Below are 22910 nucleotides of genomic sequence, written 5' to 3'. Positions count from 1 at the left end.
TACGTCCATTTAATGACCTTCCCTGGTGACGTGCTGAAGAGCCCTGCGCCCAAGGCACAGGGTGTTTACGAAAGCCGTGAAATCAGAACTGCCAATTGAGGCTCAGGCCCACGCCGTGGCTTTTTTCCCGATTGGCCAGTTGGCCGCTGTAATCCAGGTTGACGCGCAAGTCGCGGTTGATCGCGAGGCTGGCGTGCGCGCCGACAAGGGCGGCATCCCGTACCAACGGCGAACTTTCAACGGTGAAGCTCGGCCCGCCCGAGGCGAATCGCACAGGGGTGTCCGAATCGACTGCGCTGAGGGTGTGCTGCCAGCCCAGGCTGCCCGCCAGATCCAGTGGTTGCTGGGCGATATGCACCGTTTTCAGCGCCCGCAGACCTAATGTGCCGAGCACCGCGTCGCGTTGATCGTGACTGCCCTTGAGTGCGGCGGCGTCCCCTTTTTCGGTGAACCCCTCACTGTTGAGGTGGATGTACGCCAGATGGGCGAACGGCTCCAGCCCCACCGCTGGCAAGTCCACGCGGTAGGCCGCTTCGGTAAAGACCTGCACCGTTTGCGCGTCACGTTTGGTTTTTTGTTTGGCGCTGCTGTGGTTGTACTGCAAGTCGCGTTTCACATCGGCACGGTGCCAGCTGTAGGTTGCACCGCCGCTGACCCGAACCGCCCCCAGCGCGTGGCCGATGTAGGCGCCTACGTGATAGCTGTCCACCGTGGCCCGCGAATGCGTGCCGGTGCCCATATTCAGCGAACTGTCGCTGTAACCGCCCAGCAGGCCGAGCCGGGTTTCGTCATTGAGTGCGCCATCCACGCCGGCCACTGCACCGCCAATCGAGGTCGTGTAATCCGCCGTGTCATGGCCTGAGTCGGTTTTGCCCCACGCGCCGAGTGCCTTGAACCACACCTCGGGCGCTGCGTGCGATGACTGCCAGGCGTCTGGCGAATTGAGGCGTTCACCGACTGCCTCCCGTAATTGACGGCTGTCGTTGATCAGCATCGTGCCCAGTGCCGGATGAATTTCTCCCGACAACTGTTGGAATGCGCGTTGAGCCTCGGCGATCGACGGAGCGCTTAATACGCTTTCATACACCGCATTGCCCGCGCCCAATTGTTCACTGGCGGCGGCGACAGCGCGCTGGTTCGGCGTGGCGCCGACGTCGGCAAAGGCGGTGGCCGTGCGCTCGATCGCCATCTGCACGGTGCTGGCCGAGTAGTCGAGGTGTGCGCCGATAAACAGGAAATTGGGCATGACGCTGGCGAACTGCCCTTCAATGCCGCCCGCCGCGTGCAGGATCTGATACTGGCGGCCTAGCAGGCTGCGCGCTTGCGGCTGGGTAAGCAGATCAGGGGTGTTTTCCAGCGCCAGTGTCACAGTACCGCCCTCCAGCGTGGCCTTGCCGCCCGCGACCAGTTGGTCGCTTTGGGTTGGGGATAACTCCACGGCGTAGGTCGAGCCGGCCTTGAAGGTCACGTCGCCCGCGACGTTCAGCGTACCGATTGAGTTACCGGGCGCCACACTCGCCCCTGTGTTGGCGATCAAACCGCCGACACTGCCCGATCCGCCGAGTGTGCCGCTGTCGTTGATCGTCACGTTCGAGGTGATCGAGCCGTTCACGTTGAGGGTGCCGCCATTGACCGTGGTGGCGCCGCGATAGGTGTTGGCGCCGGTCAGCGTGAGGCTGCCTGCACCGGACTTGATCAGACTGCCCTGGTATTCGCGTTGGGCAGCGGCTGCATCGCGGGCCATGCCAATGGCGTAATCGGTGTGTTCCTGTTGGCTGGTGCCGCTCGCAAGGCCCTGGGTCCACCCGTTGTCGATCAGGGTGTGTTGCCACGCCAGGTGCTCGGCCGCGTCTTCCTGCTGACGGGCGGCCAACGCGGTATCCGTCAGGTTATTGCTCCACACATCGTGTTGCCCGTTGTTCAGTTGCACATCAAAGGTCCCGAGCAACTGGCCCGGCCCCTTCATTGCCCGGTCCAGATCCGGCACGCCCCAGCCCACCCGCTCACTCGGTGCCTGAGTGAGCGAGCCGTCCAGTTGGGTGGAGGTCGTCAGCAAGACGTTGAGGGCTTGCTGGTTGTTCAGGTACGGGTAGCGTTCCATGACCAGCGCCAGAGCGCCCGTGGCGTGCGGGGCCGACATGGAAGTGCCGGACTTCACCCCGTAGCCATCGCCCGGGATAGTGCTGTTGATCAATGCGCCGGGGGTGGCGATGCACCAGTACTTGGCGATGCCGCACTGGTTGTACTTTTGCTGATTGTTTTTATCCAGCCCGGAGACCGCCAACCAGTGTCCTTCAAGGTCGGGTTGAAAGTACGGCAACGCTGAACGCACGCTGGCGTTGGCCACCCCGCTGTTACCGGCGCTGAACACATTGATCACCCCACGACGCGACACGTCGGCAGCCGCATCCAGCCAGGTGTTTTGGTTGTAATGCTGTGCATACGCCGCGTGCAGACCACCGAGGGTTTGATAGTTCACGTCTTTGGGCTGGCTGCCCCAACTGTTGTTGATCGCTCGCACGCCTGTATCCGCCAACGCGTTATAGGCGGCCTTGAAATAGAGTGCATCCGGGTGGGGGCCGAACAGAAAACTGTCGTTCTGGTTGGTATTGGCCACATACAGATCGGCATTGAAGGCCACACCGTGCATGCCAACGCCATCACGGGCGGCGGCGATGGTGCCGGTGACGTGGGTGCCGTGGGAATCGTTACGTGGGTTGAGCACGCCGCTGACCGAAAAGGGTGTGCCGTCTGCGGACTGACCGCTGGCCGTAACGGCCTGGAAGCGGGCGGCTTCGGGATGACCCGGATCGAACCCCGAATCCATGACGCCGATCTTGACCCCGGCCCCGGTGACACCCGCCGCGTACGCCGCATTGGCCGACATCCGCTCAAGGCCCCAATCCTGCCCATACTCGGCGGAGCGCCAGCTGGCCGCATCGCCTGCGGTGCCCTGTTCCTGATACACCGCCCGGGCCGGGGTAGACAGCATCACCAGCAGGCTGGCGCAAACAATAGGCGCGGCGCTGCCACGACGAACGTCCCTGTTCATAAAAGCTCACTTCTTATCGTTATTAGAGCGCGGGCTTCTATCGCGAAGTCCCGATTTAAGGGCGTGACTCTAGAACAGGGTTTTATGTGCTGCCGAATTTATGCACAAGGTGTGGGCTGTTTCGCGTTTTTATTTTTTTAAACGTTATCCACAGGGCCCCGCGCGCGTGGGCCGGTCAGGGGGCCATCAGCACGGGTTGTTCGGCTGTGCATAGCGCCAGCAAAAAGTCCCACACCACGCGCAACCGCACAGACTTATGCAGCTCGCGACGGGTGCTGATCCAGTAGCTGCGTTGCACCGACTCCTGCGGCAAGACCCGCACCAGCGCCGGGTCGTGACGGGCCATGTAATTGGGCAGCACGGCAATGCCCAACCCGGCGCTTGCCGCCTGTTGCTGAGCGATCACGCTGGTGCTGCGAAACGTCACGGTCGGGGTGCGGCAGAAGGTATTCAGGAACAGCAGTTCCTGGCTGAACAACAGGTCATCGACGTACCCGATCCAATCGTGCTGGCCAAGGTCATCGCGATCATTGAGCGCGGGTGCTCTTTCCAGGTACGTGGGGCTGGCATAAAGCCCGAGGGTGTAATCCGTGAGTTTGCGGGTGATCAACAGGTCGGCGTTGGGTCGCTCCAGATGGATGCTGATTTCGGCCTCACGGTTGAGAATGCTGACAAAGCGCGGCACCGCCACCAGCTCCACCTCCAGCCCCGGATAGCGCTCAAACAGGCCGCGCAGACGGGCTGTAATGAACATGATGCCGATGCCTTCGGTGACTCCCAGACGGATCTTGCCCAGCGGCGCCATGGCCTGGGTGATTTCTTCCTGAGCCAGCAGCGCGACGTTTTCCATTGCCTCGGCGTGCTTGAGCAGCGCTTGCCCGGCCGGGGTCAGTTCGTACCCTTGCGCATGCTGCACGAACAGCGCTGTGCCCAGATGGTGTTCGATGGTCTCAATGTGCCGCGCCACCGTGCTGTGGGTGGTATTGAGGCGTTTGGCGGCGGTCAGCAGGCGGCCGCTGCGCTGCAACTCCAGAAAATACCGCAGGTCATTCCAGTCGAACATGAGTGTCCTCGGGCGCAGCTGTAGGAGGTGTTGTGCAAAAACGCACAGGCCATGGGCGAAATCGCGCGTTTTCAACTCGAAATTAATCAATACGATGGGGCAGGACAATAAAAATAAATACAGGCGCGAGGTGCTTCATGCCATCAGCGACTCAGGTCTATGACTACATCATTGTGGGCGCAGGCCCTGCCGGTTCTGTGCTGGCCAACCGTTTGTCGGCCAACCCTGCCCACTCGGTGCTGCTGCTGGAAGCGGGCGGCCGCGATAACTACCCATGGATTCACATCCCTGTGGGGTATCTGTACTGCATCGGCAACCCGCGCACCGACTGGTGCTTCAAAACCCAAGTGCAGGCCGGCTTGCAAGGCCGCAGCCTGAGTTATCCACGGGGCAAGGTGCTGGGCGGCTGTTCGTCGATCAACGGCATGATCTACATGCGCGGTCAGGCAAGTGATTACGACCGTTGGGCCGAACAGGGCAACCCGGGCTGGGCCTGGAAAGACGTGCTGCCGCTGTTCAAACGCAGCGAAAAACACTACGGCGGCAATGCCGATATGCACAGCAGTGACGGCGAATGGCGCGTTGAGCAACAGCGTTATTCCTGGCCCATACTCGACGCTTTTCGCGCCGCCGCTGCCCAAAGCGGCATCCCAACCGTCGACGATTTCAACACCGGCGACAATCAGGGTTGTGGCTACTTTCAGGTCAATCAGCGTGCCGGGGTGCGCTGGAACGCCTCCAAAGCGTTTTTACGGCCGATCCTCAAACGGCCGAATTTGACCGTGCTCACCGACGTTCACGTCAATAAAGTGCTGTTAGACGACGGCCGCGCCACCCATGTGCGCGCCCGTTGGCAAGGCACGGAACAGGACTTCAACGCGCAGCGTGAAATCATTCTGTGCGCAGGCGCGATAGGCTCGCCGGGGATTTTGCAGCGCTCGGGGATTGGCCCGCGACCCTTACTCGTAAGCCTGAACATCAAGGTCGAGCACGAGCTGCCCGGTGTCGGCGGCAACTTGCAGGACCACCTGCAACTGCGCCTGATCTTCAAACTGAGCAAAGCGCGCACCCTCAATCAGGTGGCCAATAGCCTGTGGGGCAAACTGGGCATGGGCCTGCGTTACGCTTACGACCGCAGCGGCCCTCTGGCCATGGCGCCCAGCCAGTTGGGGGCATTTGTGAAGTCAGACCCCGCGCAGCCTTCCGCGAATTTGCAGTACCACGTGCAGCCATTGTCGCTGGAACGCTTCGGTGAGCCGTTGCACACCTTTCCCGCCTTCACCGCATCGGTGTGCAACCTGCGGCCTAAGAGTCGCGGCCGCGTGGATATCCGCTCTGCCAACCCGGACGACGCGCCGTTGATCGATCCTAATTACCTCAGCCACCCCGACGATTTAAGCGTGGCGGCGGATGCCATCCGGCTGACGCGCCACATTGTCGCCAGCCCTGCCCTGCAAGGCTTCAGCCCCGAGGAATATCTGCCTGGCCCTGAACTGCAAACTGAGCAACAGTTGTATGAAGCGGCCGCCCGCATCGGTACGACGATTTTCCATCCCGTGGGCACTTGCCGCATGGGGCAGGATTCAGATGCCGTGGTGGATGCCCAATTGCGGGTTCATGGCGTCGTGGGATTAAGGGTGGCCGATGCGTCGATCATGCCCGATATCGTGTCGGGCAATACCTGTTCGCCTACGCTGATGATTGGCGAAAAAGCTGCGCAACTGATTCTTGAACCACCCGTCAATCGGGCAGAAAAAGCGGTGGATACGTCTCGCGTAGCAGCAATACCGGTCGCCTGAAGGTGATCGTGGTTCCGGTCGCAGTCATCCGGAACCGACAGTGGACAACAACAATAATCACTGTGGCCCCAAGGGCCGAGGACATTGAACATGTCAGACTCAATCGCACAAACGGCTGGCGTCGCGAAAGCGCCGACAGGTCGAGAAGAACGAAAAATCATTTTTGCGTCATCCCTCGGGACCGTTTTCGAGTGGTATGACTTTTTCTTGTATGGCGCGCTGGCGACGGTCCTCAGCAAGCAGTTCTTCGCCGGGGTGAATGACACCACTGCGTTCATTTTTGCCCTCATGGCCTTTGCAGCAGGCTTCTTGGTGCGTCCGTTCGGAGCGCTGGTGTTCGGCCGCTTGGGCGACATGATCGGGCGAAAATACACCTTCCTCATGACCATCGTCCTGATGGGCCTTTCGACCTTTGCCGTCGGTTTGCTGCCCACCTATGCCAGCATCGGCATTGCGGCTCCGATCCTGCTGGTGCTGCTGCGCATGCTTCAAGGGCTGGCGCTCGGCGGCGAATACGGCGGTGCTGCCACCTACGTGGCGGAGCACGCGCCGCCCGGCAAGCGCGGCTTCAACACCAGCTGGATTCAATCCACCGCGACCCTGGGCCTGCTGCTGTCGCTGGTGGTGGTGCTGGGCTGTCGCTACCTGACGGGCGACGAGTTTGAAGTGTGGGGCTGGCGCCTGCCGTTCCTGCTGTCCATCGTGCTGTTGTGCATCTCGACGTGGATCCGCATGAGCATGCATGAGTCACCTGCCTTCGTGAAAATGAAGGCCGAAGGTAAAAGCAGCAAATCGCCGATCCGCGAGTCTTTCGGCAAATGGGAAAACCTCAAAATCGTGCTGATTGCGCTGTTCGGCATCAACGCCGGGCAGGCCGTGACCTTCTATACCGCGCAGTTCTACGTGCTGTTCTTCCTCACGCAAATGCTCAAGATGGACCCGGCGCAGGCTAACACGCTGCTGATTATCAGCGTGGTGATTGGCGCGCCGTTCTTCATCTTCTTTGGCTGGCTGTCGGACCGCGTCGGGCGCAAGCCGATCCTGATGATGGGCTTGTTGTTGGCCACCGTGCTGTACTTCCCGCTGTTCAAAGCCCTCAGCCACTACGCCAACCCGCAGATCGACGCGGCAAGCCGCCAGTCACCGATTGTGGTGATGGCCGATCCTTCGACCTGCACGTTCCAGTTTGACCCGGTGGGCAAGGCGCGCTTCGACAGCCCGTGCGACAAGGTCAAAACCTTCCTGGTGAAACAGGGTTTGCCGTACACCTCTGTGTCGGCAGCGCCCGGCACGCCCGTGCAAGTGTCGGTGGGCGAGCAGCAGATCCAGGGCTTCGACGAAGCGGCCATGCGTGCCGCCATCTCGGCCGCCGGCTACCCGGCCAAGGCTGACCCAAGTGCTGTCAACCAGCCCATGGTGGTGCTGGTGATGGTCATGCTGACGTTGATTGCGACCATGACCTACGGCCCGTTGGCCGCGGTGATGGTGGAACTGTTCCCGACCCGCATTCGCTACACGTCCATGTCGCTGCCGTACCACATCGGCAATGGCTGGTTTGGTGGTTTTCTGCCCACCGTGTCGTTCGCGCTGGTGGTGTACACCGGGGATATCTTCTATGGGCTGTGGTATCCGGTGCTGATTACCGGGGTCAGCCTGGTGGTGGGCATGCTGTGCCTTAAGGAAACTCGGAACGTGAATATCGATAAGGTGTAAGAGGCTGTATAAGCGGCACAAAAAAACCGGCGAAAATGCCGGTTTTTTTAAGCCTTAGAAAAACTTATGCACGTTTTACGTTAAAAAGTCATACCGAGAAATAAGTAAACAAATCATCGAGTTACGAGCGTTTTTACGAAGAAATCCAAAACTTGTACACACGTTATCCACAAAATGCCTAGCGCTCAATCGCTTCAACCGGTTCAGTCACTGGCGGCAGCGAACCCATGGCGCGTTGAGCCTGTTCGTTCCAGGCTTGAACCCGGTCGTTCAGCTCGGCAATGGCGCGTGGCCCGGTGCCATTGGCGTACATCGGCTCGCCAATCACCACCTCGATCGTGCCGGGTTTTTTCGCCCAACCCACTTTTGGCCAGTACTTGCCCGCGTTATGGGCAATCGGCAACACCGGCAAATCAGCATTGACCGCCAGCGCCGTACCGCCTCGGGAGAACTTGCCCACCGTGCCGTAAGGCACCCGCGTGCCTTCCGGGAAGATCAGCACCCAAATGTTGTCCTTGAGCAGCTCGTCGCCCTTCTTGGCGATGTGTTTGAGTGCCGCTTTCGGGTTGTCACGGTCGATGGCTATCGGGCGCAGCATGGCCATGGCCCAGCCGAAAAACGGCACATACAACAGTTCACGCTTGAGCACCTGGCTCAGCGGCTGAAAGTAAGCGGAGAGGAAAAACGTCTCCCAGGTGCTTTGGTGGTTGGCCAGAATCACGCACGGACGCTGCGGGACGTTTTCTGCGCCCTTCACTTCAACGTGAATGTTCAGGAACACCCGCGTCAGCCACAGTGCACAACGGCACCAGTACACGTTGATAAAACGATAACGCGCACGAAACGGCAGAAAGGGGGCGACAAAAAAACTCAGCGAGCACCACAGCAGCGAGCTGGTGCCCAGCAGCAGGTAAAAGAAAAAAGTTCTGATGGCCTGCAGGATCGACATAGAGGCTTTTACCGTTGCGGATAACGCATTTGTGAACAGGCCTGGGCAACGGATGTCAGCAGGTGTTCAAAAATGCCTTATGTGTGGATAAGTTTTGCGGCAACTGCCGCCAGATCGTTAAAAATCAGGGTAGTAGCCGGAAGATTTTTTTCGAGCGTTTTTTCGCCTTTTCCGGTTTTCACCAAAACTGGCTGTGAACCGACGGCTTTTGCAGCCTGCAAGTCACCCAAACTGTCGCCAACAAACCAACATTCATGTAAATCGGCGCTGTAATGCTCGGCAATCGTGCGCAGCATGCCGGGTTTGGGTTTTCGGCAGTCGCAGCCTTCATCAGGCCCGTGCGGGCAATATTCAATCCGGCCGACGTCGCCGCCCTGCTCGGCCACAAGCGCCCGCAAACGGTCGTGCATGGCGTTCAGGGTGGCGATGTCGTAGTAGCCGCGTGCAATGCCGGACTGGTTGGTGGCGATGGCCACCGTCCAGCCCGCCTTGCTCAACTGCGCGATGGCCTCGATCGCGCCGGGGAGCGGGATCCACTCCTCGACAGACTTGATGTAAGCGTCGGAGTCGTAATTGATCACTCCGTCCCGATCGAGAATCAGCAGTTTCAACAGCAGCCCCTTAGCCCAGCAACGAGATGTCGGCAACGCCGAGGAACAGACCGCGCAGGCGCGCCAGCAATGCGTAGCGGTTAGCCCGCACGTTGGCGTCGTCAGCGTTGATCATCACGGCTTCGAAGAATGCATCCACTGGCTCGCGCAACGCCGCCAGACGGGTCAGGGCCTCGTTGTACTGACGGGCAGCGGCCATGGGTTGCACCGCTTCATCGGCCTTTTGAATGGCCGAGTACAGCGAGAACTCGCTGGCATTGTCGAAGAACTTGGCTTCAACGTGGGTCGACACGGTGCCGTCCACTTTGCTCAACAGGTTCGACACGCGCTTGTTCACGGCCGCCAGGGCAGCGGCTTCCGGCAATTGACGGAACGCCTGTACGGCTTGCACGCGTTGATCGAAGTCCAGCGCCGAGGTCGGTTGCAGGGCACGTACCGAGAGGTAAGTGGCCACGTCCACGCCTTCATCTTCATAACGCGCACGCAGGCGGTCGAAGATGAATTCCAGCACTTGATCCGCCAGCCCCGCCGACTTGATCTTGGCGCCAAACGCGGTCACCGCGAAATTAACGGCTTCAGTCAGGTCGAGGTCGAGTTTTTTGTCGATCAGGATGCGCAGGATACCCAGCGCTGCACGGCGCAGGGCATACGGATCTTTGCTGCCGGTAGGCAACATGCCGATCCCGAAGATGCCGACCAGGGTGTCGAGCTTGTCAGCGATGGCCACGGCCGCACCGGTCAGGGTGCCTGGCAGTTCAGCGCCTGCGCCACGTGGCATGTACTGCTCGTTGAGCGCCAGTGCAACGTCTTCCGGCTCGCCGTCGTTGAGGGCGTAGTAGTAACCGGCAATGCCTTGCATCTCCGGGAACTCGCCCACCATTTCAGTGGCCAGGTCGCACTTGGACAACAAACCGGCACGGGCAGCACGCTGGGCGTCGCCGCCAATGCGTGGCGCGATGAACGCAGCCAGTTTGGACACGCGCTCGGCTTTGTCGAACACGCTGCCCAACTGCGCTTGGAACACCACGTTTTGCAGGCGCAGGTTGAAGTCTTCGAGCTTCTGCTTCTTGTCTTGCTTGAAGAAGAACTCAGCGTCCGTCAGACGTGGGCGCACGACTTTCTCGTTACCCGAGATGATCTGCTGCGGGTCTTTGCTCTCGATGTTGGCCACGGTGATAAAGCGCGGCAGCAACTTGCCATCCACGTCCAGCAGGCAGAAGTACTTCTGGTTGTCCTGCATGGTGGTGATCAGCGCTTCTTGCGGTACATCGAGGAAGCGTTCTTCGAACGAGCACACCAGCGGCACAGGCCACTCAACCAGTGCGGTCACTTCGTCGAGCAGGCTTGGCGGCACGATGGCGGTGCCTTCCTGCAGGGTCGCCAGCTCGGCCACGCGCTTGGCAATCAACTCGCGGCGCTCGTTGAAGTCGGCCAGCACATAGGCTTTGCGCAAGTCTTCGAGGTAGTTGGCCGGCGAGGTGATACGCACGCTTTCAGGGTGATGGAAGCGGTGACCACGGGAGTCGCGACCGGCTGTCTGCGCGAGGATCGTGCAGTTGACCACTTCGTCGCCCAGCAGCATGACCAGCCATTGGGTCGGACGTACGAACTCTTCCTTGCGGGCGCCCCAGCGCATGCGCTTTGGAATCGGCAAGTCGTTCAACGAATCTTCAACGATGGTCGGCAGCAGGCTGGCGGTCGGCTTGCCGACAATCACCTGGCTGAAACGCAGTTTCGGGCCGCTCTGATCGATTTCGCTCAGCTCAACGCCGCACTTTTTGGCGAAGCCCAGAGCCGCCTGCGTCGGGTTGCCTTCAGCGTCGAACGCGGCCTGGCGTGGCGGGCCGTCGATGTTGATGCTGCGGTCCGGTTGCTGGGTGTCGAGCTGCGTCAACAGCACGGCCAGACGACGCGGCGCGGCGTAGACTTTTTTCGCGGTGAAGTTCAGACCAGCGTTTTGCAGGCCTTTTTCAATCCCGGCCAGAAAGGCGTCGGCCAGTGTGCTGAGGGCTTTTGGCGGCAGTTCTTCAGTGCCCAGTTCAACCAGAAAATCTTGAGCACTCATTGTGCAGCCTCCAACTTAGCCAACACTTCATCACGCAAATCAGGGGGTGCCATCGGGAAGCCCAATTTGGCGCGCGCTTCGAGGTACGCCTGAGCCACCGAACGCGCCAGGGTACGCACACGCAGGATGTATTGCTGACGGGCCGTCACGGAAATGGCGCGGCGCGCATCCAGCAAGTTAAAGGTGTGCGATGCCTTGAGCACCATTTCGTAGCTTGGCAACGGCAGCGGCTGGTCGAGTTCGATCAGGCGCTTGGCTTCGCTTTCGTAGAAATCGAACAGCTCAAACAGTTTGTCGACGTTGGCGTGTTCGAAGTTGTAAGTCGACTGCTCGACCTCGTTCTGGTGGAACACGTCGCCGTAGGTCACTTTGCCGAACGGACCGTCAGTCCAGACCAGGTCGTAGACGGAATCCACGCCTTGCAGGTACATCGCCAGTCGCTCAAGGCCGTAGGTGATTTCGCCGGTTACCGGGTAGCACTCAATGCCGCCTACTTGCTGGAAGTAGGTGAACTGGGTGACTTCCATGCCGTTGAGCCAGATTTCCCAGCCCAGACCCCAGGCGCCCAGTGTTGGCGATTCCCAGTTGTCTTCAACGAAACGGATGTCGTGCACCAGCGGGTCGAGGCCGATGTGCTTCAGCGAGCCCAGGTACAGCTCCTGGAAATTAGGCGGGTTTGGCTTCAAGACCACCTGGAACTGGTAGTAGTGCTGCAAACGGTTCGGGTTTTCGCCGTAGCGGCCGTCAGTCGGGCGACGACTGGGCTGCACATAAGCGGCGTTCCACGTTTCTGGGCCCAGGGAGCGCAAAAAAGTGGCGGTATGGAATGTGCCGGCGCCCACTTCCATATCGTAGGGCTGAAGCACCACACAACCTTGCTCGGCCCAGTATTGCTGGAGGGCGAGGATCAAGTCTTGGAAGGTACGCACTGCTGGCGTAGGCTGGCTCACAAATTCACCTGTTTCTTGGGCTGCGATTTAAAGAGCGGGAGTATACCCGATTCGGTCGCGCCTCCACCTCTTGGAGCCTTTATGGAACGTTGTTTCTGGTGTTCGGATGACCCTCTGTACATGGCCTATCACGATCAGGAGTGGGGCGTACCGTTGCGCGATGCGCACGGGTTGTTCGAGTTGTTATTGCTCGAAGGGTTCCAGGCCGGCTTGTCATGGATCACGGTTCTGAAGAAACGCGAGCACTATCGCCAGGTCATGTTTGGCTTTGATGCCCAGCGTCTGGCGGTGATGAGCGACGCCGAGATAGAGACGTTACTGCAAGACCCGGGGATCATTCGCAACCGCCTGAAAGTGGTGGGCGCCCGGCGCAATGCCCAGGCCTGGCTGGCGCTGGACAACCCGGTGGCGTTCTTGTGGTCGTTTGTGCAAGGGACGCCCAAGATCAATCACTTCACCGAACGGCATGAGTTTCCGGCCGTCACCCCCGAGGCCGAAGCCATGAGCAAAGGCCTGAAAAAAGCCGGGTTTACGTTCGTCGGACCGACCATTTGCTATGCCTTCATGCAAGCCAGTGGCATGGTCATGGACCACGCCACCACCTGCTACCGCTACGCGGAGCTGGCAAACGGCGGTTAGAATGCTGGCCACTCTTGAACCCTGTGGTCGCCGCCTCGTGCTTGGTCAGCGACGACAAACGCTGTTTTTGTATTGAATGGGAACCCCCTGTGGAAAAGTTTAAAGGTGCCTTGCTGGTCGGGGCGTTGCGCGTGTTTGCCATGCTCCCGTGGGGCGCGGTGCAACGTGTGGGGTCGGCCATCGGCTGGCTGATGTGGAAACTGCCGAACCGTTCGCGGGAAGTGGTGCGCATCAACCTCGCGAAATGTTTCCCGGAAATGGACCCGGTTGCCCGCGAGCAACTGGTGGGCCAAAGCCTTAAGGACATCGGCAAAAGCCTGACGGAAAGTGCCTGCGCGTGGATCTGGCCTGCCCAGCGCTCCATCGACCTGGTGCGTGAAGTCGAGGGGCTGCAGGTGCTCAAGGACGCGCTGGCCTCTGGCAAGGGCGTGGTTGGGATCACCAGCCATTTGGGTAACTGGGAAGTGCTCAATCACTTCTATTGCAGCCAGTGCAAGCCGATCATTTTCTACCGTCCGCCCAAGCTCAAGGCGGTGGACGAACTGCTGCGCAAACAGCGCGTGCAACTGGGCAATCGCGTGGCCGCGTCGACCAAAGAAGGCATCTTGAGTGTCATCAAGGAAGTGCGCAAAGGCGGTCAGGTCGGTATCCCGGCCGACCCCGAGCCCGCGGAATCGGCAGGTATTTTCGTGCCGTTCCTCGGCACTCAGGCCCTGACCAGCAAATTTGTGCCCAACATGCTGGCGGGCGGCAAAGCCGTGGGGGTGTTCCTGCACGCCCTGCGCCTGCCTGACGGCTCGGGCTTCAAAGTGATTCTGGAAGCGGCGCCCGAAGCCATGTACAGCACCGACACCGAAACGTCGTGCAAAGCGATGAGCCAAGTGGTGGAAAAGTACGTGCGGGCTTACCCGAGCCAGTACATGTGGAGCATGAAACGCTTCAAAAAGCGTCCGCCGGGCGAGGCGCGCTGGTACTAACGCGCCCGCCGACCGACCTTGTAGTGGCTGCCGCAGGCTGCGGCGGCGACTACTTGTCGAGTTTTTTCAAAAACACGGTCATTTCTTTTTCGGCCTGTTTGTCGCCATGGGCCTGCGCTGCCGCTAGCCCTTGCTCCCACGCCGAACGCGCTGCGGCCCGATCCCCAGCCGCCAGGTGCGCCTTGCCCAACAACTTCCACGCGGCAGAGTACTTGGGATCAAAGGTCACACAGCATTGCAGGTGCTGCACCGCCTTGAGGTGATCCCCAAGGTCGAGATAACCCTTGCCCAGGCCAAAGCGCAGCAATGCGTTATCCACACCCTTGGCCAACATCTTTTCCAGTGAATCCAACATCCGTCTGGCTCCTTAGAAAAAGCTCAGTCCTACGTGGAACAGCTTCTCGACGTCGCGAATATGCTTTTTATCCACAAGGAACAAAATCACATGGTCCCCGGCATTGATCACCGTGGCGTCGTGGGCAATCAGCACTTCTTCATCGCGAATGATTGCGCCGATGGTGGTACCGGGTGGCAGGTGGATTTCACCGATGCGCCGCCCGATCACCTTGCTTGACTTCGAATCGCCGTGAGCGATGGCCTCGATGGCTTCGGCCGCGCCGCGGCGCAGTGAGTGCACGCTGACGATATCGCCGCGCCGCACGTGGGCCAGCAAGGTGCCGATGGTGGCCAGCTGAGGGCTGATGGCGATGTCGATTTCGCCGCCCTGAATCAGGTCTACATACGCCGGGTTGTTGATGATGGTCATGACCTTCTTCGCCCCCAGCCGCTTGGCCAGCAGCGACGACATGATGTTGGCTTCGTCGTCGTTGGTCAGCGCCAGGAACAGGTCGGCATCCGCGATGTTTTCTTCCAGCATCAGGTCGCGGTCCGAAGCGCTGCCTTGCAGCACCACGGTGCTGTCGAGCGTGTCCGACAGGTAGCGGCAACGGGCAGCGCTCATCTCGATGATCTTGACCTGATAACGGCTTTCGATGGCTTCGGCCAGCCGCTCGCCGATCTGGCCGCCGCCAGCAATCACGATGCGTTTGTAGCTTTCATCCAGGCGGCGCATTTCGCTCATCACGGCGCGAATGTTGGCGCGGGCGGCGATGAAAAAGACTTCGTCGTCGGCCTCGATCACCGTGTCGCCACGGGGCGTAATTGGCCGATCACGTCGGAAAATCGCCGCCACCCGTGTATCCACATTCGGCATGTGCTCGCGCAGTTGGCGCAATTGCTGACCAATCAGCGGGCCACCGTAGTACGCCTTGACCGCCACCAATTGCGCCTTGCCTTCCGCGAAGTCGATCACCTGCAAGGCACCGGGGTGTTCGATCAGGCGCTTGATGTAATTGGTCACCACTTGCTCGGGGCTGATCAGCACATCGACCGGAATCGCGTCGTTGTCGAACAGCTCTTCGCCCCGGCTCAGGTAGGCCGATTCACGCACCCGGGCAATTTTGGTGGGTGTGTGGAACAGCGAGTACGCCACTTGGCAGGCGACCATGTTGGTCTCGTCGCTGTTGGTCACTGCCACCAGCATGTCGGCATCGTCGGCGCCCGCCTGACGCAGTACATTGGGCAGTGAAGCGCGGCCCTGAATGGTGCGGATGTCGAGGCGGTCACCGAGGTCGCGCAGGCGTTCGCCGTCGGTATCGACCACTGTGATGTCGTTGGCTTCGCTGGCCAGATGCTCTGCCAGGGTGCCACCGACCTGGCCTGCGCCGAGGATGATGATTTTCATGCCGTCATTTCCTGTTCTCGATTAGCCGCGAGCGGCTGCGATCTTGATCAACTTGGCGTAATAGAAGCCATCGTGCCCGCCTTCCTGGGCCAGTAGTTGGCGCCCGTGCGGTTGCTTGAGACCGAATTGCCCGGCGATGTCCAGCTCTCGCGCACCCGGTGTGCGGGCGAGGAATGCTTCAATCACCTCGGTGTTCTCGGTCGGTAGCGTTGAGCACGTGGCGTAGAGCAGGATGCCACCGACGTCGAGCGTCGGCCACATGGCGTCCAGCAACTCACCTTGCAAGGTCGCGAGGGCGGCGATGTCGTCTGGCTGACGCGTCAGCTTGATGTCCGGGTGGCGTCGGATAACGCCCGTCGCTGAGCAAGGCGCATCCAGCAAAATGCGCTGGAACGGTTTGCCGTCCCACCATGTGGCCGTGTCGCGGCCGTCGGCAGCAATCAGTTCGGCACTCAGGCCCAGTCGCTCAAGGTTCTCGCGCACGCGCACCAGACGCTTGGCTTCGAGATCCACGGCCACCACGCCGGCGAGGTTGGGTTCAACTTCAAGGATGTGGCAGGTTTTGCCGCCCGGTGCGCAGCAGGCATCCAGCACGCGCTGGCCGGGTGCCAGATCGAGCAGGTCGGCCGCCAGTTGTGCGGCTTCGTCCTGCACGCTGATCCAGCCTTCGGCAAAGCCTGGCAGGTGACGTACGTCGCAGGCTTCGGCCAGCACGATACCGTCCCGGCTGAAGGCACAAGCCGTCGCCTGGACGCCCGCGTCCGCCAGCAATTGCAGGTAGGCGTCGCGGCTGTGATGACGACGATTGACCCGCAGAATCATGGGCGGATGCGCGTTGTTGGCGGCGCAGATGGCTTCCCATTGCTCAGGCCAGAACGCTTTCAGGGATTTTTGCAACCAGCGCGGGTGGGCAGTGCGCACCACCGGGTCGTGTTCCAGCTCGGCCAGCAGCGCCTCGCTTTCGCGCTGGGCATTGCGCAACACGGCATTGAGCAACCCTTTGGCCCACGGCTTTTTCAGCTTGTCGGCGCACCCCACGGTTTCACCGATGGCGGCGTGGGCGGGAATGCGGGTGTAGAGCAGTTGATACAGGCCGACCAGCAGCAACGCTTCAACGTCAGCGTCTGCCGCTTTAAAGGGCTTTTGCAGCAGTTTGTTGGCCAGCGCCGACAGCCGTGGCTGCCAGCGCGCCGTGCCGAATGCGAGGTCTTGGGTCAGGCCGCGATCGCGGACTTCGACTTTATCCAGCTGTAATGGCAACGAGCTGTTAAGCGACGCTTTGCCGTTCAGAACAGCTGTCAGTGCCTTGGCGGCGGCCAGACGCGGGTTCATTGGGCTTTTTCCGTTTCACCGAGGGTGGTGCCGACTGCGAATTTCTCACGGCGGCTGTTGAAAAAGTCGCTGAAGTTCAGCGCTTTGCCACCGGGTAATTGCAGGCGTGTCAGCGACAAAGCACCTGTCCCGCAGCTCACGATAAGACCGCCCTTGGTTGCGCCTATCACTTCCCCCGGCGTCGTCACATGGCTCACGTAAGGTATTTTTGCCGCGAGCACTTTCATGGTTTCGCCATTCAACGTGGTGTGACAAATCGGCCACGGGTTAAAAGCACGAATCTGTCGCTCAAGCTCACTTGCCGGACGATGCCAGTCGATGCGTGCTTCGTCTTTGTTCAACTTGTGGGCGTAGGTCGCGAGGCTGTCGTCCTGCACTTCGCCCACCAACGTACCGGCTGCCAGACCGGCAATGGCTTCGATCACCGCAGGCGGGCCCAACTCGGCCAGACGGTCATGCAGGCTGCCGCCGGTGTCTTCACGCGTGATAGGGGTAACGGCCTTGAGCAGCATCGGGCCGGTGTCCAAACCGGCCTCCATGCGCATCACGGTCACGCCGCTTTCGCTGTCGCCCGCTTCAATTGCCCGCTGGATCGGCGCCGCACCGCGCCAGCGTGGCAGCAGTGAAGCATGGCTGTTGATACAGCCCAGACGCGGAATATCGAGCACGGCTTGCGGCAGGATCAGGCCATAGGCCACGACCACCATCAAATCCGGCTTGAGCGCGGCCAGTTCGGCCTGGGCCTCAGGCGCACGCAAAGTGGGCGGCTGCATGACAGCAATAGAGTGTTCCAGCGCGAGTTGCTTGACCGGGCTTGGCATCAGCTTTTGCCCGCGCCCGGCCGGACGATCCGGTTGGGTGTAAACCGCGACGATCTCGTAAGGGCTGTCGAGCAGTGCCTTGAGGTGTTCAGCGGCGAATTCTGGGGTGCCGGCAAAGACGATGCGCAGTGGCTCAGTCATGGATTACTCACTTGGAATGGGGGAATGCGCGGGAATAATCCCGGGAACTACCGATAGCCCCGGTGGCGGGGGCTTGAGGCCTATCGGTGTTGCCCGGATCAAAGCCGCGTCGCGCGGGATCGCCGCCTCGTGCGGGGGCGGCGGTCACAGGGCCGGTCAGGCGTTCTGGCGGTGCAGTTTTTCCAGCTTCTTCTTGATCCGGTCACGCTTGAGATTAGACAGGTAATCGACGAACAGCTTGCCGTTGAGGTGATCGCACTCGTGCTGGATGCACACGGCCAGCAGGCCTTCGGCAATCATTTCGAACGGTTTGCCATCACGGTCCAGCGCGTTGATCTTGACGCGCTGCGGGCGGTCCACGTTTTCGTAGAACCCCGGCACCGACAGGCAGCCTTCCTGGTACTGGTCCATCTCGTCAGTCAGGGTTTCGAACACCGGATTGATGAAGACCATCGGTGCGCTGCGGTCTTCGCTCAGGTCCATGACCACGATGCGCTTGTGGACGTTGACCTGGGTCGCTGCCAGACCGATGCCCGGCGCTTCGTACATGGTTTCAAACATGTCATCGATCAACTGACGCACTTCGTCGTCCACAACCTCCACGGGCTTGGCGATGGTGCGTAGTCGCGAGTCTGGGAATTCGAGGATGTTCAAGATGGCCATAGGCGTAATTGCTGCACTGTATGAAAGATTAATAACGGTTGTCAGGTGGGTCCTGAGGACTCGGGCAACCTGTGCAAAACGTCTCTTTCAGAGAGAACCCGCTCGGGCTCAAGCGTTTCACGCGAGCGCACATAATAAAGGGATTCCCCCGCGGATGAAACGACTAGCTGCCGGGCTGCACGGTACGCGCGCCTTGCGGTCTGGCGCTTGTAGCACTTTGTAACCTGCCGCCGAACGCTCGTTTGTCAGCGGGTATGACACCCGCTGTCGCGTTTTGCCGCTGCCATTTTGCGCTGAAACTCAGGCCCCGCCTGCGTTGATTGTGAGTCGGATGCGTGCAGGGCCTGAGGGGTAATGCCCACTTCTCATGCGATTCGGCCAAGTGGCCTTTTGCCTCTTCGCTGTCTGGCTGAATCGTTCTACTAAGGTGGGGAATGCCGCTTGTATTTCAAGGGTAGCGCGCCGCCCTGCCGTCCCGGCGGGCGATTTTCCCAAACAACTTGTTAACAGAGTTATCCACAGGTTGTTGACTTCGTAACGCTGGTGAAACAGATCAAGGATGATCCTATGTCGCTGTCTGAATGTTCGCGTATTTCCCCGGCAGAGCTGGAAGCGCGTCTGCGCCTTCACCGCTTGCCTGAAGTTGGCCCGCGTCGTTATTACACCCTGTTCAATGCCTTTGGCTCAGCCAGCTCGGCGCTCAGTGCGCCTGCCAGTGCGTGGCGGTCGCTGGGCTTGCCGGCGGTGTGCGCCGAAGCCCGGCGCAGTGTTGAGGTGCGCGACGGCGCAAGCGCTGCATTGCGCTGGCTTGAGGGCTGCAACCAGCATCTGCTGCTCCACGACCAACCCGATTACCCGGCCTTGCTGGCTGAACTCAGCGATGCGCCGCCCCTGTTGTTTGTGGCGGGCGCGCCGTCGATTCTGGAAAAACCACAGCTGGCCATGGTCGGCAGCCGACGCGCTTCGCGGCCGGGGCTGGACACCGCCAGTGCGTTTTCCCGCGCTTTGGCGGGCGCCGGATTTGTCATCACCAGCGGGCTGGCGCTGGGGATTGATGGCGCCGCGCATCAGGCCGCGCTGGACATCGGCGGGCAGACCGTCGGGGTGCTCGGCACCGGTCTGCAAAAACTTTATCCACAGCGCCATCGGGCCTTGGCTGAGGCCATGATTGCGAGCGGCAGCGCCGTTGTTTCAGAGCTCCCGCTGGACGCCGGGCCACACGCCAGCAACTTCCCCCGTCGCAACCGCATCATCAGCGGTTTATCCCTGGGGGTACTGGTCGTGGAAGCTAGCGTGGCCAGCGGCTCGCTGATAACGGCGCGGCTGGCGGCCGAACAGGGGCGAGAGGTGTACGCCCTGCCCGGGTCCATCCACCATCCCGGCGCGCGGGGCTGTCACCAATTGATCCGCGACGGGGCTACGCTGGTGGAAACCGTTGAGCACATTCTGGAAGGGCTGCGCGGCTGGCGCTCAATGCCGGTGTCCACCGGTGGATTGTTCACGCCAAGTTGTCATCCGCTCGTGCAATTGTTGCAGGCATCGCCCTACACCAGCGAAGGCCTGGCCCGTGCCAGCGGATGGGCATTGCCCACCCTGCTCGCCGCCCTGACCGAGCTGGAGCTAGAAGGCCACGTGATCCTGGAGGGCGGACGTTGGTTTGCTCGCGCCAGCTAAGTACACTTGCGCACAGCACATATCTGGAGACATTCAATGATCAGCACCTGGCGCGTACAGCAAGCCGCAACCGCCATTCGCGCGGGCGCGGTGATTGCCTATCCCACCGAAGCGGTCTGGGGTTTGGGTTGCGACCCATGGGATGAAGACGCGGTAGAACGGCTGCTGGCCATCAAGTCGCGGCCTGTGGATAAAGGCCTGATTTTGATTGCCGACAATATTCACCAATTCGACTTCCTGTTTGAGGACTTCCCCCAGGACTGGCTCGACCGCATGGCCAGCACTTGGCCGGGGCCGAACACCTGGCTGGTGCCGCACCAGGGCTTGTTGCCCGAGTGGATTACTGGCGTGCACGACACCGTGGCATTGCGCGTGAGCGATCACCCGCTGGTGCGCGAACTGTGTTCATTGGTGGGCCCGATCGTCTCGACGTCTGCCAACCCGGCGGGTTTGCCGGCTGCGCGGACGCGGCTGAAGGTGGAGCAATACTTCCGGGGGCAAATCGACCATGTGTTGGGCGGCAACCTGGGTGGGCGGAAAAACCCGAGCCTGATTCGCGATCTGGCGACGGGCAAAGTGGTTCGCCCGGCCTGATCAACGCGGGGCCGCTGTCGCAGGCCGAGAGGCCTTCGCCAGCGGCTGCCGGCGGGTTGAGATCAAGGCACCAGAATGGTCGAGCCGGTCGTGCGGCGTGCTGACAGTTCGGTCTGTGCCTTGGCGGCGTCTTTCAAGGCAAAGCGCTGGCTGATGTCCACCGTAATGTTGTCGCTGCGGATCATCTCGAACAGCTCGTCTGCCATTTTTTGCAGGTTCGCGGGGGTATTGGCATACGACGCCAATGTTGGCCGTGTGACATACAACGAGCCCTTCTGCGACAAAATCCCCAGATTCACACCCGTCACGGCGCCCGATGCGTTGCCGAAGCTGACCATCAGCCCCCGCGGCGACAGGCAGTCCAGAGACGTCAGCCACGTATCTTTACCGACGCCGTCGTACACCACCGGGCATTTCTTGCCGTCGGTCAGTTCCAGAACCCGCTGGACCACATCTTCGTGGCTGTAGTCGATGGTTGCCCACGCGCCCAGCTTTTTGGCCAATGCTGCTTTTTTCGGGGAACTGACCGTGCCGATCAATTTCACGCCCAGCGCCTTGGCCCATTGGCAGGCAATCGAACCCACACCACCGGCCGCCGCGTGGAACAGAATGGTTTCGCCGCCTTTGAGTTCATAGGTCTGACGCAACAAGTACTGGACTGTGAGGCCCTTAAGCATCACGGCGGCGGCCTCTTCATACGAAATGTCATCGGGCAGCTTCACCACATTCGCGGCGGGCAACACGTGCAACTCGCTGTAAGCCCCCAGCGGGCCGGTGCCGTAGGCCACGCGGTCGCCGACCTTGACGTTGTGCACGTCGCTGCCGATGGCATCCACCACCCCCGCCCCTTCATTGCCCAGCCCGGACGGCAGCTCGGGCAGCGCGTACAAACCGCTGCGGTAATAGGTGTCGATGAAATTAAGACCGATGGCCTGATTGCGCACCCGCACCTGCTGCGGGCCTGGCTCGGCGGGGGTGTAGTCAACAAACTCAAGCACTTCTGGGCCGCCGTGGGCCTGAAACTGAATACGTTTAGCCATCTGCACTGTCCTCGCTGGTTCACGAAGGCTACATCCAACGCTTAAGCGTGATCTTCGTCAACTGCGAGGAGGCGGGACGCGGTGGTATGCTAGCGGCCCTTTGCCGCCGGCCCCGCTCTGACGAAGTGCCGCGTAGCTTTGACCTATTCAAGGTGATGTCATGACTACCCGCACCGAGGCTGTGAAAGCCTATCTGCTTGACCTTCAAGACCGTATTTGCACCGCTCTGGAAACCGAAGACGGCGGCGCGCGCTTCGTTGAAGACGCCTGGCAGCGTCCGGCAGGCGGTGGCGGTCGTACCCGCGTGATCGAAAACGGCCACGTGATCGAAAAAGGCGGCGTCAACTTTTCCCACGTCTTCGGCAGCGGTTTGCCGCCGTCCGCCAGCGCGCATCGCCCTGAACTGGCGGGCCGTGGTTTTGAAGCCCTGGGCGTGTCGCTGGTGATCCACCCGCACAACCCGTATGTGCCGACTTCCCACGCCAACGTGCGCTTTTTCATCGCTGAAAAAGAAGGCGAAGAGCCGGTCTGGTGGTTCGGTGGCGGTTTCGACCTCACGCCCTACTACGCCGTCGAAGAAGACTGCGTGCACTGGCACCGCATTGCCGAGCAGGCATGCGCGCCGTTTGGCGCCGAGGTGTACCCGCGTTACAAGGCCTGGTGCGACACCTATTTCCACATCAAGCATCGCAACGAGCCCCGTGGCATCGGCGGCCTGTTCTTTGATGACCTGAACGCGTGGGATTTCGACACCTGCTTCGCTTTCATTCGTGCCATTGGCGATGCGTATATCGACGCTTACCTGCCGATCGTTCAGCGCCGCAAGGCGGATGAATACACAGCACAGCAGCGCGAGTTTCAAGAATTCCGCCGTGGCCGCTACGTCGAGTTCAATCTGGTCTACGATCGTGGCACCTTGTTCGGCCTGCAGTCCGGGGGCCGTACCGAGTCGATCCTGATGTCGTTGCCGCCACAGGTGCGCTGGGGCTACGACTGGAGAGCCGAGCCTGGCAGCCCGGAAGCGCGTTTGACTGACTACTTCCTGCAAGACCGAGACTGGCTGGCCAACGCCTGACATTGCCC

The 22910-nt window shown here is 60.7% G+C and carries 19 protein-coding genes; 7 read left to right on the top strand and 12 right to left on the bottom strand.

Annotation, left to right across the window (positions count from 1 at the left end):
- Positions 1 to 82: 82 nt before the first annotated feature.
- Positions 83 to 3052 carry an autotransporter serine peptidase EprS gene (gene eprS, locus TU74_RS04280; RefSeq protein WP_048375259.1) on the bottom strand — a complete coding sequence of 990 codons (2970 nt, stop codon included), beginning with the start codon at positions 3050 to 3052 and terminating at the stop codon, positions 83 to 85.
- Positions 3053 to 3227: 175 nt separating this feature from the next.
- Positions 3228 to 4115 carry a LysR family transcriptional regulator gene (locus TU74_RS04275; protein WP_047278977.1) on the bottom strand — a complete coding sequence of 296 codons (888 nt, stop codon included), beginning with the start codon at positions 4113 to 4115 and terminating at the stop codon, positions 3228 to 3230.
- 137 nt (positions 4116 to 4252) lie between these two features.
- Here TU74_RS04275 and TU74_RS04270 point away from each other — a divergent pair, with 137 nt between their 5' ends.
- Entirely contained in the window at positions 4253 to 5914 is a 1662-nt protein-coding gene (locus TU74_RS04270; protein WP_048375257.1) for a GMC family oxidoreductase, read from the top strand.
- 90 nt (positions 5915 to 6004) lie between these two features.
- Positions 6005 to 7627, top strand: coding sequence for an MFS transporter (locus TU74_RS04265; RefSeq protein WP_048375255.1), 1623 nt, complete (start codon positions 6005 to 6007; stop codon positions 7625 to 7627).
- 178 nt (positions 7628 to 7805) lie between these two features.
- On the opposite strand, the gene TU74_RS04260 is transcribed toward TU74_RS04265, so the two are convergent.
- The 4 genes from TU74_RS04260 to glyQ all read right to left on the bottom strand — a co-directional run bounded on the left by TU74_RS04260 (position 7806) and on the right by glyQ (position 12202).
- Positions 7806 to 8576: a lysophospholipid acyltransferase family protein gene (locus TU74_RS04260; RefSeq protein ID WP_047296403.1), complete on the bottom strand. Its 771-nt coding sequence runs from the start codon at positions 8574 to 8576 to the stop codon at positions 7806 to 7808.
- A gap of 77 nt (positions 8577 to 8653) precedes the next feature.
- The gene (gmhB, locus tag TU74_RS04255) at positions 8654 to 9187 is read right to left on the bottom strand and encodes a D-glycero-beta-D-manno-heptose 1,7-bisphosphate 7-phosphatase (protein ID WP_047278969.1); all 534 of its coding nucleotides are present in this window, start codon (positions 9185 to 9187) and stop codon (positions 8654 to 8656) included.
- A gap of 10 nt (positions 9188 to 9197) precedes the next feature.
- Complete coding sequence (gene glyS / locus TU74_RS04250) at positions 9198 to 11252, bottom strand: glycine--tRNA ligase subunit beta (RefSeq protein ID WP_047279626.1); 2055 nt, start codon at positions 11250 to 11252, stop codon at positions 9198 to 9200.
- Positions 11249 to 12202 carry a glycine--tRNA ligase subunit alpha gene (gene glyQ / locus TU74_RS04245; protein WP_003437964.1) on the bottom strand — a complete coding sequence of 318 codons (954 nt, stop codon included), beginning with the start codon at positions 12200 to 12202 and terminating at the stop codon, positions 11249 to 11251. The genes glyS and glyQ overlap by 4 nt, the downstream gene beginning before the upstream one ends.
- 81 nt (positions 12203 to 12283) lie before the next feature.
- Here glyQ and TU74_RS04240 point away from each other — a divergent pair, with 81 nt between their 5' ends.
- Both TU74_RS04240 and TU74_RS04235 read left to right on the top strand, forming a co-directional pair.
- On the top strand, positions 12284 to 12841 hold the full coding sequence (locus TU74_RS04240) for a DNA-3-methyladenine glycosylase I (RefSeq protein WP_048375254.1): 558 nt from the start codon (positions 12284 to 12286) through the stop codon (positions 12839 to 12841).
- Between the two features lie 89 nt (positions 12842 to 12930).
- A complete protein-coding gene (locus TU74_RS04235) occupies positions 12931 to 13818 on the top strand; it encodes a lysophospholipid acyltransferase (protein WP_047279215.1) in 888 nt (295 codons plus the stop codon).
- 49 nt (positions 13819 to 13867) lie between these two features.
- Here TU74_RS04235 and TU74_RS04230 read toward each other — a convergent pair whose 3' ends face one another.
- From TU74_RS04230 to def, 5 genes are all read right to left on the bottom strand, one after another.
- A complete protein-coding gene (locus TU74_RS04230; protein ID WP_047279624.1) occupies positions 13868 to 14173 on the bottom strand; it encodes a hypothetical protein in 306 nt (101 codons plus the stop codon).
- A gap of 12 nt (positions 14174 to 14185) precedes the next feature.
- On the bottom strand, positions 14186 to 15562 hold the full coding sequence (gene trkA / locus TU74_RS04225) for a Trk system potassium transporter TrkA (RefSeq protein ID WP_047278959.1): 1377 nt from the start codon (positions 15560 to 15562) through the stop codon (positions 14186 to 14188).
- 21 nt (positions 15563 to 15583) lie between these two features.
- Positions 15584 to 16894, bottom strand: coding sequence for a 16S rRNA (cytosine(967)-C(5))-methyltransferase RsmB (rsmB, locus tag TU74_RS04220; protein WP_047278958.1), 1311 nt, complete (start codon positions 16892 to 16894; stop codon positions 15584 to 15586).
- Positions 16891 to 17856, bottom strand: a complete 966-nt coding sequence (gene fmt, locus TU74_RS04215) for a methionyl-tRNA formyltransferase (RefSeq protein ID WP_048375252.1) — start codon at positions 17854 to 17856, stop codon at positions 16891 to 16893. Before fmt ends, rsmB begins: the two co-directional genes overlap by 4 nt.
- A gap of 156 nt (positions 17857 to 18012) precedes the next feature.
- On the bottom strand, positions 18013 to 18519 hold the full coding sequence (gene def, locus TU74_RS04210; protein WP_047278956.1) for a peptide deformylase: 507 nt from the start codon (positions 18517 to 18519) through the stop codon (positions 18013 to 18015).
- A 567-nt stretch (positions 18520 to 19086) separates the two neighbouring features.
- On the opposite strand from def, the gene dprA reads away from it, so the two are divergent.
- Both dprA and tsaC read left to right on the top strand, forming a co-directional pair.
- Positions 19087 to 20193: a DNA-processing protein DprA gene (dprA, locus tag TU74_RS04205; protein WP_048375250.1), complete on the top strand. Its 1107-nt coding sequence runs from the start codon at positions 19087 to 19089 to the stop codon at positions 20191 to 20193.
- A 36-nt stretch (positions 20194 to 20229) separates the two neighbouring features.
- Complete coding sequence (tsaC, locus tag TU74_RS04200; protein ID WP_047278952.1) at positions 20230 to 20787, top strand: L-threonylcarbamoyladenylate synthase type 1 TsaC; 558 nt, start codon at positions 20230 to 20232, stop codon at positions 20785 to 20787.
- Between the two features lie 62 nt (positions 20788 to 20849).
- Here the strand turns inward: tsaC and TU74_RS04195 are convergent, their stop codons facing one another.
- A complete protein-coding gene (locus TU74_RS04195; RefSeq protein ID WP_048375248.1) occupies positions 20850 to 21827 on the bottom strand; it encodes an NADPH:quinone reductase in 978 nt (325 codons plus the stop codon).
- Between the two features lie 160 nt (positions 21828 to 21987).
- On the opposite strand from TU74_RS04195, the gene hemF reads away from it, so the two are divergent.
- Complete coding sequence (hemF, locus tag TU74_RS04190) at positions 21988 to 22902, top strand: oxygen-dependent coproporphyrinogen oxidase (protein WP_048375246.1); 915 nt, start codon at positions 21988 to 21990, stop codon at positions 22900 to 22902.
- The last annotated feature ends 8 nt before the right edge of the window (positions 22903 to 22910 follow it).

Source organism: Pseudomonas lundensis (assembly GCF_001042985.1).
Classification (GTDB): domain Bacteria; phylum Pseudomonadota; class Gammaproteobacteria; order Pseudomonadales; family Pseudomonadaceae; genus Aquipseudomonas; species Aquipseudomonas lundensis.
This window is presented reverse-complemented; position numbering and strand designations above follow the sequence as displayed.